This window comes from Oceanobacter antarcticus, assembly GCF_044962685.1.
GTDB lineage: Bacteria > Pseudomonadota > Gammaproteobacteria > Pseudomonadales > Oceanobacteraceae > Oceanobacter > Oceanobacter antarcticus.
This window is the reverse complement of sequence record NZ_JBBKTX010000020.1, coordinates 61,893-77,334: the sequence shown is the minus strand read 5'-3', so window position 1 is coordinate 77,334 and position 15,442 is coordinate 61,893. Positions and strand designations below refer to the sequence as shown.

Annotated in this window: 14 protein-coding genes, 1 other RNA gene and 1 pseudogene; 6 read left to right on the top strand and 10 right to left on the bottom strand. The window is 53.4% G+C overall.

Annotated features, from left to right (window positions below):
• Positions 1-341: 341 nt before the first annotated feature.
• Both WG929_RS15590 and WG929_RS21340 read right to left on the bottom strand, forming a co-directional pair.
• Positions 342-506: a transposase domain-containing protein gene (locus WG929_RS15590; protein WP_416206814.1), complete on the bottom strand. Its 165-nt coding sequence runs from the start codon at positions 504-506 to the stop codon at positions 342-344.
• A gap of 245 nt (positions 507-751) precedes the next feature.
• Positions 752-1,080: pseudogene (locus WG929_RS21340) on the bottom strand (transposase); the annotation flags it as partial.
• Between the two features lie 341 nt (positions 1,081-1,421).
• On the opposite strand from WG929_RS21340, the gene WG929_RS15580 reads away from it, so the two are divergent.
• Positions 1,422-2,165, top strand: a complete 744-nt coding sequence (locus WG929_RS15580; RefSeq protein ID WP_416206812.1) for a proteasome-type protease — start codon at positions 1,422-1,424, stop codon at positions 2,163-2,165.
• A gap of 38 nt (positions 2,166-2,203) precedes the next feature.
• Here the strand turns inward: WG929_RS15580 and rnpB are convergent.
• Together rnpB and rsmI are read right to left on the bottom strand one after the other, a co-directional pair.
• An RNA gene (gene rnpB / locus WG929_RS15575) (RNase P RNA component class A) lies at positions 2,204-2,578 on the bottom strand.
• 88 nt (positions 2,579-2,666) lie between these two features.
• Entirely contained in the window at positions 2,667-3,524 is an 858-nt protein-coding gene (gene rsmI, locus WG929_RS15570) for a 16S rRNA (cytidine(1402)-2'-O)-methyltransferase (RefSeq protein WP_416206811.1), read from the bottom strand.
• On the opposite strand from rsmI, the gene WG929_RS15565 reads away from it, so the two are divergent.
• The 3 genes from WG929_RS15565 (at position 3,523) to WG929_RS15555 (ending at position 6,372) form a co-directional block, all read left to right on the top strand.
• The gene (locus WG929_RS15565; protein ID WP_416206810.1) at positions 3,523-5,319 is read left to right on the top strand and encodes a penicillin-binding protein activator; all 1,797 of its coding nucleotides are present in this window, start codon (positions 3,523-3,525) and stop codon (positions 5,317-5,319) included. The genes rsmI and WG929_RS15565 overlap by 2 nt on opposite strands.
• Before the next feature lie 10 nt (positions 5,320-5,329).
• Positions 5,330-5,692, top strand: coding sequence for a YraN family protein (locus WG929_RS15560; protein ID WP_416206809.1), 363 nt, complete (start codon positions 5,330-5,332; stop codon positions 5,690-5,692).
• Positions 5,693-5,787: 95 nt separating this feature from the next.
• On the top strand, positions 5,788-6,372 hold the full coding sequence (locus WG929_RS15555) for a phosphoheptose isomerase (RefSeq protein WP_369854975.1): 585 nt from the start codon (positions 5,788-5,790) through the stop codon (positions 6,370-6,372).
• A gap of 213 nt (positions 6,373-6,585) precedes the next feature.
• Here the strand turns inward: WG929_RS15555 and WG929_RS15550 are convergent, their stop codons facing one another.
• From WG929_RS15550 to WG929_RS15525, 6 genes are all read right to left on the bottom strand, one after another.
• A complete protein-coding gene (locus WG929_RS15550; protein ID WP_416206808.1) occupies positions 6,586-7,863 on the bottom strand; it encodes an NAD(P)/FAD-dependent oxidoreductase in 1,278 nt (425 codons plus the stop codon).
• Positions 7,864-8,360: 497 nt separating this feature from the next.
• Positions 8,361-9,074, bottom strand: coding sequence for a glutathione peroxidase (locus tag WG929_RS15545; RefSeq protein ID WP_416206807.1), 714 nt, complete (start codon positions 9,072-9,074; stop codon positions 8,361-8,363).
• A 137-nt stretch (positions 9,075-9,211) separates the two neighbouring features.
• The gene (tcdA, locus tag WG929_RS15540) at positions 9,212-10,021 is read right to left on the bottom strand and encodes a tRNA cyclic N6-threonylcarbamoyladenosine(37) synthase TcdA (RefSeq protein ID WP_416206806.1); all 810 of its coding nucleotides are present in this window, start codon (positions 10,019-10,021) and stop codon (positions 9,212-9,214) included.
• 52 nt (positions 10,022-10,073) lie between these two features.
• On the bottom strand, positions 10,074-10,700 hold the full coding sequence (locus tag WG929_RS15535) for a chalcone isomerase family protein (protein ID WP_416206805.1): 627 nt from the start codon (positions 10,698-10,700) through the stop codon (positions 10,074-10,076).
• Between the two features lie 200 nt (positions 10,701-10,900).
• On the bottom strand, positions 10,901-12,160 hold the full coding sequence (locus WG929_RS15530) for a TonB family protein (protein WP_416206804.1): 1,260 nt from the start codon (positions 12,158-12,160) through the stop codon (positions 10,901-10,903).
• Positions 12,161-12,335: 175 nt separating this feature from the next.
• Positions 12,336-12,803 (bottom strand): SUF system Fe-S cluster assembly regulator, encoded by a 468-nt coding sequence (locus WG929_RS15525; RefSeq protein WP_416206803.1) that lies wholly within the window; start codon positions 12,801-12,803, stop codon positions 12,336-12,338.
• A 277-nt stretch (positions 12,804-13,080) separates the two neighbouring features.
• Here WG929_RS15525 and sufB point away from each other — a divergent pair, with 277 nt between their 5' ends.
• Both sufB and sufC read left to right on the top strand, forming a co-directional pair.
• Positions 13,081-14,556, top strand: coding sequence for a Fe-S cluster assembly protein SufB (sufB, locus tag WG929_RS15520; protein WP_416206802.1), 1,476 nt, complete (start codon positions 13,081-13,083; stop codon positions 14,554-14,556).
• A gap of 135 nt (positions 14,557-14,691) precedes the next feature.
• The gene (gene sufC, locus WG929_RS15515) at positions 14,692-15,441 is read left to right on the top strand and encodes a Fe-S cluster assembly ATPase SufC (protein WP_416206801.1); all 750 of its coding nucleotides are present in this window, start codon (positions 14,692-14,694) and stop codon (positions 15,439-15,441) included.
• Position 15,442 lies beyond the last annotated feature (1 nt).

Genomic DNA, 15,442 nt, shown 5'->3' with positions numbered 1-15,442 from the left:
AGAGACATCGTTCAGGATCTCTTAGGTTCCGCACGTTGAATGTACTTGCATGCATAGGGTCTACGACCCCGCCGAGTTGCGAGCCGCCTTACCCTAACGGCGGATAACATATTGCTTTCTGCATCGCTTAACTGCATCAGCACTCGGGACAATTGATTGCGTGGCTCAATACCTAGCCTGCAAGCACCTCTGCTAACACTTCACTTGTGAGGTTACCCGCACAAGCGCATAGCTCGAGGCTGGGGCGAGTGGTTAGCTCTTACCCCACAGGGACTTCCACCCTTTATTCAACGCCAGCTTATCCTGACGTACTAAACGCTCAAACAACCCCATCTACCGATTTAAATAACGGCTGCTTTCATATTCTCAGGCAGCAGTTTTTCGATGTCTTCCACGTTTTCGCATAACGGCAACTGGGCAAACACTCTCCGTAAATACGCGTAAGGCTCCAGGTCGTTCGCTTTGGCGGTTTCTATCAGGCTGTGCATCATGGGCTGTAATGTCATTAACTTAAGTCAGTGTTTTTGAAGTCAACTACTCGCTAAGTTAATGGCATTGCATAACAATCCTGTAGAAAAACCTGTTTCTAACCCGCTTTTCCCACCAACCGCTCGTGCTCTGTTATTTATTTTCGATTGCCAGTTTTTTATCGGCCACCATTTGTTTATTCTGTGTTTTCAGCTTTTGGTCGTCTATAAGCCAAATACCATATCGCTTTCCTTGCCTGTTCTAAGGCTGTATTGATTCTGTTTTACTGGCTTAGATGCCCATATTTCGCCAGTTTTTCTACATTATGCACCAGGCAATACAGTTGCCATTGTCCCTGTACTTTGATTTTTCCTCTCAGGCTGAAGCGGTTCGGTCTTTTGTTGGTGCCGATGTTGCCGAATACCGGTTCGACAACGGACATCCGGTGGCTGTAGATTTGTTTGCCGTGGGGGCTGTCGACTCGATGTTTCATCCAGTCGGTGTAGCTCGGTAGATTTTGCCGTATTTCTCTTTTTGATGAGCAAACTTGGGATCATGGCTGCGGAACTGGTTGTCTGGGATGTGGGCGTTGATCTGCTTTTCGTGTAGGTATTATCTACCATCGATACACTTGGCTCTAAGGTGCATAACGCTTGCAATAAGGCGCTCCACGATTAACTTACCAATCGCACCGAACTCCGAACCCAATATGCCGAGTGTAACGGGTCACCTTGATTGCCTTTGTTACAAGCAAGATAACTCACTGAACTTGCTTGCAGCTAAGACGAGTTCACCTGTTTCAGGACGGTGAGTAGCATTCCGTAAATCTGTTCACTTGTGTGATTGACCCGACATATTCGCCGATTACAATGGCTGCCAATCTTACCAGGCGCTCGCTGTGCACAAAGGGTATGCGTACAGCAAAGATCGCCTTTTTACAGGAAGCATGCAACATGACCTACTGCGTCGCACTGAAAGTCGAGAACGGACTGGTTTTAACATCCGACTCCCGCACCAATGCCGGTGTTGACCATATCGCCAGCTTCCGCAAATTACATGTTCTCGAAGTACCGGGAGAGCGGGTTATTTTCCTGCAAAGTGCTGGCAATCTGGCCACCACCCAAAGTGTCATTACGCTGTTGCAAACCACCATACGCAACGCCGAACGCCACGCACTGAATGTGCCGACCATGTTTGATGTCGCCGAGCTGGTGGGCAAAACCATAAGAGAAGTGATCAAGCGCGATCAGGGGCAGTCCCAAGGTGTTGATTTCAGCTGCAGCATGCTGGTAAGTGGGCAGATCAAGGGCGAACCGCACCGTTTGTTTAACGTCTATTCGCAAGGCAATTTTATTGAAGCCGGAGAAGACACCCCCTATTTTCAGGTGGGCGAAAGCAAATACGGCAAACCGATACTGGATCGTATTATTAACTTCAATACACCGCTTGATCGCGCCATGCTTTGCAGTCTGATCTCCATGGACTCCACCCTGCGCAGCAATCTGTCTGTGGGGATGCCTCTGGATCTGGTTTGCTACCATACGGGCGGCATGAAAAATCCAGGGCTGATCCGTCTTCAGGAAGACGACAAAATGTTCCATCAGGTGCGCCTGGCCTGGTCTGAAGGCATCAAGGAACTGTTTGACAACCTACCGCTGCTGACCCGTGACGTCTGTCAGCCGGTAGAAGAAGCATAAAAAAACCCCACCGACACAGCCGGTGGGGTTTTTAAAATAACAGGAGTCGGCCGATAAGCCGGGTTCTGTCTTGGACAATCATTCATCTAGGCCAGCAATTGCTCACTGGCTCAAGCGACCTACCCGTTCCCAGCGCGGGCCGCGCCTGTAGGGAACCTATTTGGTCTTGCTTCGGGTGGAGTTTACCGTGCCACGAACTGTTGCCAGACGCGCGGTGCGCTCTTACCGCACCCTTTCACCCTTACCTGATCCACCTTTTTACAAGAAAAAGGGGCCATCGGCGGTTTGCTCTCTGCTGCACTGGTCGTAGGCTCACGCCTCCCAGGCGTTACCTGGCACCCTGCCCTTTGAAGCCCGGACTTTCCTCCCCCTGTATGCCGAAACACACAAGCGACGACTGTCTGGCCGACTCCGGCGCGGAGACTATCATAAAAATGTCATACAGCACACCGGCAGAACCGCAGCGCACCGGTTCGGTGCTGGAGCGGACTGTCAGCCAGATCAGGCGTCTTTCCAACCCAATGCTTTTTGATACAGTTCTTTTTTATTCTCACCGGTCAATTCAGCAATGATCGCCGCTGCTTTTTTCGGCGGCAGCTCCGCCAACAATAATTTAAACAGCCGTTCGGTATCGATTTCAGAAGCCGGTGCGGGCGCTGGATTCCCCGTCACCATCACCACAAACTCACCTTTTTGATGGTCATCATGGCTGGACAGCTGGGCGTGAATCTCCATCAAGGTGCCCCGATAAAAACTCTCGAAGGTTTTGGTCAGCTCCCGCGCCACCACGGCTTCTCGTTGATCACCGAGCACGTCGGACATATCTTCAAGGGTATTGAGAATCCGGTGTTTGGCTTCATAAAACACCAGAGTGCAGGTGTCCTGGACAATGGCGCGCAGACGTTCTTTACGGCCACTGCTTTTATGTGGCAAAAACCCTTCAAAGGTAAACCGGTCTGTCGGCAAACCGGCCGCCGACAACGCCGTAATCATGGCACTGGCCCCCGGAATCGGCACCACCTTGTGGCCAGCCTGACGCAGCGCCTGTACTAATGGATAACCGGGATCAGAAATCAATGGCGTACCGGCATCGGATACCAGAGCGATATCACGGCCCTGATCCAGGTGATCCATCACCTGCTGAATACGGTCACGTTCATTGTGATCGTGTACCGATAACATGGGCTTGCGCAGGCCCAGGTGCTGGAGCAATCTCTGGGTATGTCTGGTATCCTCGCAGGCAATTAAATTCACGGCACTCAGCACCTGACGGGCCCGTTCGGTCAGGTCAGCCAGGTTGCCTATTGGCGTTGCCACAACGTACAGCGTGGCGCTAACAGAATCGGGAAGAGAGCTCATGCGGGGAAATACACCTGGGGTATGGAAATTCTTGGCGACCGCAACAGCGGTGATGCTGTTAGGTCTTGCCGGGTGCGCTACTGCTCCTCCACACACCTCAGAAAAGGCCGTTCAGCCTGTTCAGGTCAGTAATGCCGAGCTGCTGCAACGCGCGGGTTCAGCGATTGAAAGGGGCGAGTTTGGCAACGCCAGCCAGTATTTGCAACAGCTGGAGCAACGCCAGCTGAGTAATAGCGAGCGTATTGATCAGCTGCTGGTCGCCACCGTGCTGGCACTGAAGTCCGAACAACCCGACAGCGCCGAATATTCTCTTGAACGACTGCAGTCCTTGCGAGACCAGGCAACGTCCTCCCAGGACGCCCGTATCAGTTTACTGCGCGCTACCTGGTATGGTCAGCGCGGAGAACATTACGCGGCAGTGCGAGAACGGGTATTTATTGCCCCGGTACTGCAAGGCACGCTGGCCAACAGTAACCATGAAGGCATCTGGAACCAGTTGATGGCCATGTCGGAGGAAGAACTGAAGGACAAGGGTGCTCAAAATGCTGGCACGGAACTGGGGCAATGGCTAGAGCTGGCGATACTGACCCGACATTCCGGCCTCAGCCTTGATGATCAAATCGCAGCATTGGAACAATGGCGCAGCCGTAACCCGCTGCACCCGGCTGCTCGCCAATTGCCGGGCAGTCTGGCGTACCTGTCGACACTTGCCGCCCAACGCCCGGAACGTGTTGCCCTCATGTTGCCATTGTCTGGTCCATTGGCAGCTTCCGGGCAGGCAATTCGGGACGGATTTCTGGCCGCCTATTATCAGGCGCTGGAAAAAGGACAAGCGACCCCAGAACTCACCATGCTCGACAGCCAAGGGGCAGAATCGGTCGATCAGGGATACGCCGAAGCGCTAATGACCGGTGCTCAATGGATTGTTGGGCCAGTCAGCAAGCAAGAAGTCGTGACGCTGGCACAGCGCCCAGAACTGGCGATTCCCACACTGGCGCTGAACTATGGTGACCCAAGCCCCAACAACGAAGCCAGCACACCGGCTAATCTGTATCAATTTGGCCTGGCCCCGGAAGATGAAGCTATTCAGGTGGCCGAGCAAGCCTGGGCAGATGGTCATCGCCGGGCACTGGTGATGATTCCTGAAGGCCCCTGGGGCGAGCGAATTTTTACCGCTTTCCGGGATCACTGGCTGGCACTGGGCGGCGAACTGGGCGAGACCCGTTTTTACACCAGCCAGAGCGATTACAACCCGGATATCAAGGCACTGCTGAACGTCGACGACAGCGCTAGCCGCAATCGGCTAATGCGCCAGTTATTACGTCAATCAACCGAATTTGAACCCCGTCGCCGTCAGGATGTCGACTGGGTATTCCTCGTTGCCCAGCCACAGCAAGCGCGCCAGATCAAACCAACACTGGCATTCAACTTCGCTGGTGATCTGCCCGTTTACGCCACCTCACACGTTTACAGCGGCCAACCCGACCCCAACCATGATCGCGACCTGAACGGCATCCGGTTTTGCGACCTGCCCTGGGTATTGGAAGGTGGTCAGCTTTACAACCAGGTAGAAAAAAACAGTGACAGCGGCCAGGGGCCGTATCTGCGCCTGTATGCGCTGGGGGTTGATGCCTATCGCCTGTTACCACGCCTGCCGCAACTGCAAGCCTTCCCGGACAACCGCCTTGATGGAGAGACCGGGAGCATCCAACTGGATGCCCAGCGCCGCATCCATCGGCAAAGTGAATGCGCCATTTTCCGCTCTGGCCGCCCGGCACTGCTGAGTCAGCAGTAGCAGTCTTCCAATGGCCATTCACCAGGTTTCCCGCCGCGCCATGGGCCAGCAAATAGAAGCAGCGGCTGAACAGTTTTTACGGGGACACGGGCTAGAATTTGAAGCCCGTAATTATTACACTCGCCGCGGCGAAATTGACCTGATCTTTCGCCACAACAACGTACTGGTATTTATCGAAGTGCGTTATCGCAAACGGAATTCTTATGGCTCCGGGGCAGAAACGGTAACCGTCAGCAAACAACAGAAACTGCGCCTGGCCGCCGAACACTACCTGCAACAGCAGTATGCCCAACCGTTACCAGACTGCCGTTTTGATGTGTTGTCCGGCTGTGGCGACCCGGTAACATTCGACTGGATACAAAACGCCTTCTGAATCTTGCTGTATTTGATAATCAATTCACCCTCGAGCCTTGGTCTTATCCCGATTGATGCATTACCATTGTCGGCTTCTGATGACGGAGAACCACCGTGCAAGATCGCATCATCAGCCATTTTGGCAACAGTATTGAAACCAAGGCGCTCGCCGCTGAGCAACTGCCCCCCTTTATCGAACGAGGCGGTCAGACGATGGTGAATGCCATTCTCGGTGGCAACAAGATTCTCAGCTGCGGCAACGGTGGATCAGCCGGAGATGCCCAGCATTTTTCCTCCGAGCTGCTCAACCGTTTTGAACGCGAACGTCCAGGGCTGCCCGCGTTCGCTCTGACCACCGACTCATCCACCATGACGTCGATTGCCAACGACTACAGCTACAACGAAATCTTTTCCAAGCAGATCCGGGCGCTGGGCAACAAGGGCGATATTCTGCTGGCGATATCCACCAGTGGTAACTCGGCCAACGTAGTGCAGGCTATTCAAGCAGCCCATGAACGGGAAATGACCGTCATTGCCCTATCAGGAAAAGACGGCGGCGATATGGCCTCACTGCTGACCACAGACGATGTTGAAATCCGCGTGCCATCGACAGTGACTGCCCGCATACAGGAAGTCCACTTGTTGGTGATTCACTGCCTCTGCGACTACATCGACTGTTCGCTGTTTGGCGAAGAATAAAACAGCCGTTAAAAAATAAAGGCTATCAGCAGTAGTATTGCTGATAGCCTTATCTGGCCCAAAAACCATCATTCGCCTCGCAGGATGCCAATAGCCGCTACCTTTTAAATTACCGCGACTAAATCACCGCGACTCAACTCAACGACTCACCACGACGGCTATTTGATAGGGAGCGAGACCCTGCGCTTAATGCGCATTGTCTGAAAATAGGCATCAGTCATCTTTCAGACGGTTAATTCCCAGCGCCTTGAGCGTGTACTTCTCGAACACAGGCTCACTGGAACCGGTTTTCATTTTACGAATAAAGTACTTTTCAAACGCCACCTTGGCCAGATGCACCCATTTACCCTGCTTAAACCAGGTCACATTACGCGGTGGAATCTGCGGAATAGCCACAAACGCCGCCCCCGTATCCCCCATATCGGCCAGACAAATCGCCGCCCAAGTACCCTTTGCATCCGCAACACCGCCTTCCAAATCGGCATGCAAATTGTGAGCGATCGCCGTCATCATCGACTCAATCATATAACCGGTTTTTGGCGTACCGGTAGGCACCGGCGTCACCTCCACTGGTGGAATAGCCACACAGACACCCGCCGCAAAGATATTCTTCCAAGTCGGATTACGCTGGAACTCATCAATAATCACAAAACCTTTCGGATTCACCAGCCCCTCGACCTCAGCCACCGGATCAACACCAACAAACGACGGCAACATCATCGAATGTTTGAACGGCACCTCATGCTGCTGCTTCAGAGAACCATCGTCATTCAGCTCATCCACATACATCATGCCCGCTTCCACCCGCGTCACGCTGGCATTGGTAATCCACTTGATATGGCGGTTACGCAACTCGCTTTCCAGCATCGACTTGGAATCGCCCACCCCACCCAGACCCAAATGGCCGATATAAGGCTCGCTGGAAATATACATCATCGGCACCCGGTCACGAACCTTACGCTTGCGTAATTCAGTCTCCAGAATAAAAGCATACTCATACGCCGGGCCAAAACACGAAGCCCCCGGCATGGCTCCAACCACTACCGGCCCTGGCTCATCTATCAGTTGATCAACGTCGTCACGACAGGCTTCCGAATGATCCAGCGTACAAACCGACTGGGTAAAACCACCGTGAGGCCCGGCACCTTCGATAGCCGCAAAATTAAGCTTTGGCCCGGTGCAAATCACCAGATAATCGTAAGACTGCTGCGAACCATCCTTCAACGTCAGGCTATTCTTATCCGGCTCGATCGCCGTCACCGACGACGCAATAAACTCGATGCCCTTCTTCTCCAGATAAGGACGAATCGGAAAACTGATTTCAGGACGTTCGCGCCAGCGCACAGCAATCCAGGGATTGGACGGCACAAACTGGAAATCTTCCCGCTCATTAATCACCGTCACCTGATGACCCTTGCCCAACAACTCACGAATTTCATACGCACCGGCCATACCGCCAGTGCCTGCGCCCAATACGATGATTCTCGCCATGCTCAGCCTCACTTCTTGTTGTGTATCTTGGTGTGGGAGCCTGTCTAGCTCAAGTCTGCTCTACTGCGGAAAAGCTGGATTTGGCTCTTTTTACGCAACTTTTTGGTAAACAGAATCACTATTCGCCTCACATTCGCGTAAACATCGCGCCAACCAGCCTTGCACTCGCAACGAACGCCCAAGTCCGACAGGCTCCTAGAAATAGCAACAGCGAGGCCAATATTCCCAAGCAGGAATATTTAAAGTTTACAGCCCAAAATAATCATAAAAATCAGTCGTTTGGCAGCTAGCCACCAAGAGATTCGAGGCGCTTCACAACAACAAAATAACAAGACAAAACCAGACAACCGCTGAAACAAGCCAATCGACTGCCACTATTTTCAGCAACCTGCCAAAAATGACAGTCCGAATAATAGCCTGTATGACGGCTGATTTAAGATGCAGGCGCAGAACGTGCCAACCGCATTTGAAGCAGCTCATCCAGCTGACGTTCTGCTTCAGCTTTTATCGGGCTGCTGCGCCAGTACCGCAGCCAAATCATCGTCGTCTGGCATTCCAAAACTGGACCAGGATTCCACCACCTTGCCATCGGCATTCAGCAGATACTTGTAGAAATTCCAGCGCGGTGCACCGGCTTGGCGGGCCATTTCCTGAAACAACGGATGCGCGTTAGCACCCTTGACCGGCACCGGAGCCATCATGGTAAAGGTGACACCGAAGTTCTTGAAACACACTTCTGCGGCTTCTTCTTCGGTCTTAGCTTCCTGATCAAAGCTGTTGGACGCCACGCCAATAACCACCAGGCCACGATCTTTATAAGTTTCATGCAGTGCTTCCAGATCGGCAAATTGCCCGGAAAAACCACAATGGCTGGCAGTGTTTACCAGTAGCACCGGGTGGCCATTAACGACGTCGCAGACATTGAGTATCTTGCTGCTGTGTAATTGCTTCATTTGTTGATGGAACACCGCCGGACAAGCTGCGGCTTGAGCGGACATCTGCGCAGCGGCAGGTTGGGCCGCAGATCGAGCGGCGTCGCTGGCAAGCGCCGGAGCTGCCTGCAACAGCAACCAGATCAGCAGCAGGCTGGCCGCCAGCAACAGCCAGAACGAGCCAGACCACGACGGCGTTATTGCCGCTGGTTGCGGCACATGGCGTTGCCGCAGGGCCTGCTGACGGCGGCGGTTTACTGCCATACGGGAACGTGTCATATCAACCTCCAACGAATTATCTGATGCCAATAAAGTTATACATAGTCTATACAAAAAATTGTCAAAACAAGGATTTCCGTTCGAAAATGGCACACAGCGATCACTATCAAGGTGAACTCCGCGATAACAAGCCGGATTCACCCTTTCTTGCCTGCTCCTTCGGCAATACGTTTGACCACGCGGGAAGCCGCCACAAAACCAAACGCCCCCGTCACCATAGTGGCAGAGCCAAAGCCGGATGCGCAGTCCAGCCGGGTGCTGTCGCCCGCAAATGCTTTCATCTGGCAGACCGAGCCATCCGGTTGCGGATAGACCAGCTGTTCCGTGGAAAAGACACAGGGAATGGAATAATTACGGCTGGGGTTACGAGAAAAACCATATTCCCGCCGCAGCAAGGAACGCACCTTGCGAGCCAGCGGGTCATTGGTGGTTTTATTGAGATCGGCAATCTGGATTTGGGTCGGATCAATCTGTCCACCCGCAGCGCCTGTGGTTACCACCCGAATCTTGTAACGTTTGCAAAAAGCCAACAGCGCTGCCTTGTTCCTGACACTGTCGATGCAATCCACTACGTAATCAAAATGGTCGTACTGATCGCCCGGTGCCAGTATCGCCGCCATGTTTTTGCTGGTGAGAAAATCCTCAACCGTCTGGACATCACACTCGGGATTGATTTGCAGCAAACGTTCACGCATCGCGGCGACTTTCATTTGCCCGACGCAGCCCATCAGGGCGTGAATCTGGCGATTGGTATTGGTCACACAAATATCGTCCAGGTCGATCAGGGTCAGGGCACCAATTCCGGAACGGGCCAGTGCCTCTGCTACCCAGGTGCCGACACCGCCAATCCCCACCACGCACACACGCGCACGCGATAAACGTTCAAGGCCGGAAACGCCGTACAGGCGGCCAATGCCACCGAATCTGTCTGTATATGCTGGAGTCACTGCTACCTCTGAATGCTACTCGTCATCGCCACCGGCGAGAGGCGCAAGTATATCAGAGCTGAGAAACGCGGGTTTTACCGGGAAATCGAAGCCAGCGAGATGTCTGACTGATACGTTGTAATGGAATTTCTTCAGCATGAAATGCAGTTTCAAGCGTGCTCATTTGTTGCGGCTCCAGCAACCCTAGCAATCCTTGCCGTAACTGCGGGATGGGTGCAATTCGTGCGGTCAGGGAATCCACCAGCAAAGCAAGAAAGTCGGGCGACAGATGCGCATGGTCGTAGTGATTGATCATCAGAACAGTGGCGTCATCCTGCAATTCGAGGGAGAGGTTATCGCCTTTGAGTAATGGGCCTTTGATAGCAGAGAAGAAGGTATCGAGGTCTTGCTGGAAATGGGAGAGATTATGGGATGTGGCAGCAGCAGCAAGTGCATCCATCCAGAGTTGCCGAAAACGCCTTGGCGATACCTCATCTTCGACGACTTTCAGTTCAAGACGGGTGCCTTCTGTAACTGCACCCTCTGTAACCGCGCCTTCACTGACCGATTCGACGTCATTCAGAGCAACCAGAAACCAGGACTTTCCCAGTAACTCGAAGTATCCGTACGTCTGTTCACCGGCAGCCAGTACCGGAGTCGTCAGTACCAGCAACATCATGAGTACCGATATACGCTTCATAACTACAGCCCTGCTCGGATTGAAATGGCTTGGGAATCCTTTACCCGTTGACCAGGAAAAACCCTGTTTCACGACCTGCCCGACGCCTGGTGTAACAAACGCGGCTGTAAAAACAAGCAGTCACATGACCTGTCGTGCCTTTCTGTATTCCTTTCAGATGATCCAACGTTAGCATGACAAATTGGAAACAGGCAGCGCCGTTAACGGGTATTCATCACAAAACGGAAAGGAATGTCGAACTCAAAATCTGGCCCCAGCAAAATACCGGGCAACTCGCGATACGGTGCGGCCCGTTCTGCTGCTCGTACCGCTGCCGAGTCCAGTACGGTATGCCCGGAAGTTTCACTGATAACAGCGGTTATCAAGCTGCCATCCCGATTCAACTTCAGCGCAACCCGCGCAGTCCCTTCCAGCCCGCGCCGCAACGCCTGCTTGGGATACAGCACCTTGGCATTGGCACTGGTTAACAGATCGCGATAATAACGCGCTTCTGATTGCTGCCGTTCGATCAGCAATGCTTCCTGTTTTCTCTGCTGCGCTTGCCGGGCTGCCAACTCAGCGGCTGCCTGCTCTTCTGCCAGGCGTAACGTCTCCTGCTGTTGGTTTGTCGATAACGCCTCCGCCACCGGATCAGATAAAGCTGACAATGGGGTCTCATCAAGCTCCGGTATATTCATCATCTCCATGCCGGGTTCCGGCTGCGACTCTGCTGGTGCCATGATGTCCGGGCTGGGTTCTGTTGCCGCCGGAGGCAATGTCACTGCGGCAACAGTAACTCCAGCAGCAGTCACTCCGGCAGCACTACCCTGGCCCGCAATTACAACGGCAGCAGCTGAAACTGATGGTTTGGCGCTATTATGTTGCTCAACCGTAACCCAGCTTTCGATCACTTGCTGACGCCCGGCGGCCGGTTCAATTGCCAGTAACCGGGCCTGTTGTTCAGCTCGCTGGTCGGCCGACATGTGAATCAGATCATCCTTGAATTTTTGCGAACGCGGGTACTTGCCCACCCAAACCGTCACCAGTGCCCGTACAAAACCAGGATCATCCAGCTGTAGCACGTCAACCGCATTGATAGTCACCCGCGTCTCACCGGTCTCGTTTGAGATCACCAGCTGATCTCCCATGAGCAGATCATCTTTCAGCAAGTGCATAAACCGGGTGACCTGGGTAACCCGCCGATTCATTTCTGCTTCGCTAAGATTAATCGCCAGCCCCTCGTTCCAGAGGCGGTAGAAACGCCTGGGGGAGAGTTCATCTGCCAGGATGCGCATTTCCAGCCGCAGTGGCTGGGCAGAATTCAGCCAGGCTTCACTGTTGGCGCTGTCGCTATAGACCGATGCCAGATAGACATCGTTATCGAGACGCCGATAAACAGCAGCGCCCTGCAATTCGAGCGCTGCAGCTTCAACCGCCGTCACGGATAACAGTACAACAAGAAACAGGGTAATCAGGCGCATAACAGATCTGTCGGTAAGGTGCATTGAACCAGTCTAGGAGCGAAAGGTTACAGAATCTTGTCGTGCAAAAACGGGCTTGGTAATCGACTCGGTTTCAACACAAGATCGGACTCATGGCGCGCCATTGTGGTCTTTTGGGATGGGTGGCCTCTGCGAGAAAATGCAGCAAGGCTAATTAATCCAGATTCACCAGATGAATCTGGTCGGTAGACAATGCCAAGCTAGTGGTAATGCGTTGCAACGTATGGGGATAACGGATGTCATGCAGGCTGATGCCCGACAGCACCAGCGTCAGTACCTGATTGATACCACCCCAGTTACCTGCCAGCGAGCAACTGTCGGTGATGTCGCAATCAGACTCAACGGTACTGCATTCCGTCAGGCTCACCTTGCCTTCAAAGGCTTCCACAATCGCCAGCAAGGGAATCTGTTCCGGGCTGCGCGCCAGTCGGTAACCACCACGGGAACCACGTCGGGCCTGGACCAGCCCGGCATCCGCCAGCACTTTTAGCACCTTGCGGGCGGTCGGCAACGACACGCCGATGCCGGTGACAATGTCGTCAGTGGATTGCTGGGAACCACCGCTTTTGGCCAGATGGTTCAGCACCAACACGCCGTAATCGGTCATTTTGCTGATTTTCATTGATGACTTTTACCCACTTGCCGTCCGTCACCCCCGTTTCAGGAACAACCCGAGCGGATACGGAAACCGGTTTATCAGCAAAGCATACCAAACTGGTATTGATTCTGGTAATACTGTGAGTACTTGAGTAGAATGCTGGGACTAACGAAATGATGATATCAGCACAGCCGGATCCATACTGGCCAGATGTGCCCGGTTACCACCGCACAGCAGTTGGCAAGCCCTCTTCTCGCGGTTTGCAACCAGGAACGATGTCATCCGACCGAGAGACAGCGCCATGACCGATGCCATTAATCCCGCTCTGACCGACCCCGTACCGAATCAGGAAATTCATCAACGTTTCCGCAAGGAATACGCGGCCGGATTTATCAGTGATATTGAATCCGATACCCTGCCGCCCGGCCTGAATGAAGACGTAGTGCGGTTTATTTCCGCCAAAAAAGGTGAACCCGAGTGGATGACCGAATGGCGGCTGAAAGCCTATCGCGCCTGGCTGGAAATGGTGGAGCCAGAATGGGCTCATGTCAGCTATGACAAGCCGGATTTCCAAGCACTCTCTTATTATTCAGCACCCAAAAGCATGGCCGACGGGCCAAAAAGCCTGGATGAAGTGGATCCCAAGCTACTGGAAACCTACAACAAGCTGGGCATCCCGCTGCACGAACAGCTGATGCTGGCCGGGGTCGCAGTCGACGCCGTCTTCGACTCGGTTTCTATCGCTACCACCTTCCGCGACAAACTGGCGGAAGCCGGTGTGATCTTTATGCCGATTTCCGAAGCCGTGCACAAGCACCCGGAACTGGTGAAAAAATACCTCGGCACCGTCGTACCGCAGCGCGACAACTTTTATGCTGCCCTCAACTGCGCTGTATTCTCCGACGGCTCGTTTGTCTACATCCCCAAAGGCGTACGCTGCCCGATGGAGTTGTCGACCTACTTCCGTATCAACGAAGCCAAAACCGGCCAGTTTGAACGTACGCTGATTATCGCCGATGAAGGCTCACACGTTTCCTACCTCGAAGGCTGTACCGCGCCGATGCGCGACGAAAATCAGCTGCACGCCGCCGTAGTGGAACTGATCGCCCTCGACAACGCCGAAATCAAATACAGCACCGTGCAAAACTGGTATCCCGGTGACGAAGAAGGCAAAGGTGGCATCTACAACTTTGTTACCAAACGAGCCGTTGCCCATACCAATGCCAAGGTCAGCTGGACCCAGGTTGAGACCGGTTCAGCCGTCACCTGGAAATATCCGAGCTGCATCCTCAAGGGTGACAATTCGGTAGGCGAGTTTTACTCCGTCGCACTGACCAACAACTATCAGCAGGCCGACACCGGCACCAAGATGATTCACCTGGGCAAAAACACCCGCTCCACCATTATCTCCAAGGGTATTTCTGCCGGTAAAAGCCAAAACGCCTATCGCGGTCTGGTGCGCATGAATCCGAATGCCGAAGGTGCCCGTAACTACACCCAGTGTGACTCGCTGCTGATTGGCGACCAGTGTGGCGCCCATACTTTCCCTTACATCGAAAGCAAGCACCCGTCAGCGGTGATAGAACACGAAGCAACAACCTCTACCGTCAGCGACGACCAGCTGTTCCTGTGTCGCCAGCGCGGCATTGATACCGAAAAAGCGGTGTCCATGATTGTGAACGGTTTCTGCAAAGAGGTGTTCAAGGAACTGCCGATGGAGTTTGCCGTAGAAGCGGGCAAACTGCTGGAAATCAGCCTTGAAGGGTCAGTGGGATAATTCATTGTCGGAGATCTGAGGCCAGACGCAAAACACCGAATCATGTCCGACGTCTGGCATCCGGCGTCCGTCCAAAACACATTAAAGCGTCCGACGTCTGGCACCGACGTCCGACTACAGAAGACAGGAACCACCATGATCAGCATTAAAAACCTGCACGCCAAAGTCGAAGACAAGCCCATTCTCAAGGGCCTCAACCTGGACATCAAACCCGGTGAAATCCATGCCATCATGGGTCCTAACGGCGCAGGCAAAAGCACACTGGGTAATGTCCTGGCGGGCCGCGACGGTTACGAAGTCACCGCCGGTTCGGCCACGTTGAATAGCAAGGATATTCTGGCACTCAACGCGGAAGAACGCGCTCGCGAGGGCCTGTTCCTGGCATTTCAGTACCCGGTTGAAATTCCCGGTGTTTCCAATCTCGAATTTCTCAAAGCCTCCGTCGATGCCATTCGTGCCCACCAGGGCAAGGAACCGATGGATTCGGTCAGTTTTTTGAAAATGGCACGGGAAAAAATCAAGGCAGTGAATCTCGACCAGAGTTTCCTCAAGCGTGGTGTCAACGAAGGTTTCTCCGGTGGTGAGAAAAAGCGTAACGAGTTGATGCAAATGATGATGCTGGAACCTTCCCTGTGCATCCTTGATGAAACCGACTCCGGTCTCGATATCGACGCTCTGCAAGTGGTGGCAAATGGCGTTAATGCCATGCGTGATCCCAACCGCTCTTTCATCATCGTCACCCACTACCAGCGCTTGCTCGACTACATCATCCCGGACTACGTTCACGTCCTTGCTGATGGCAAGATCGTCAAATCCGGTGGCAAGGAGCTGGCGCTGGAACTGGAAGAGAAAGGCTACGGCTGGCTGGAAAGCGAGGCGCAATAAC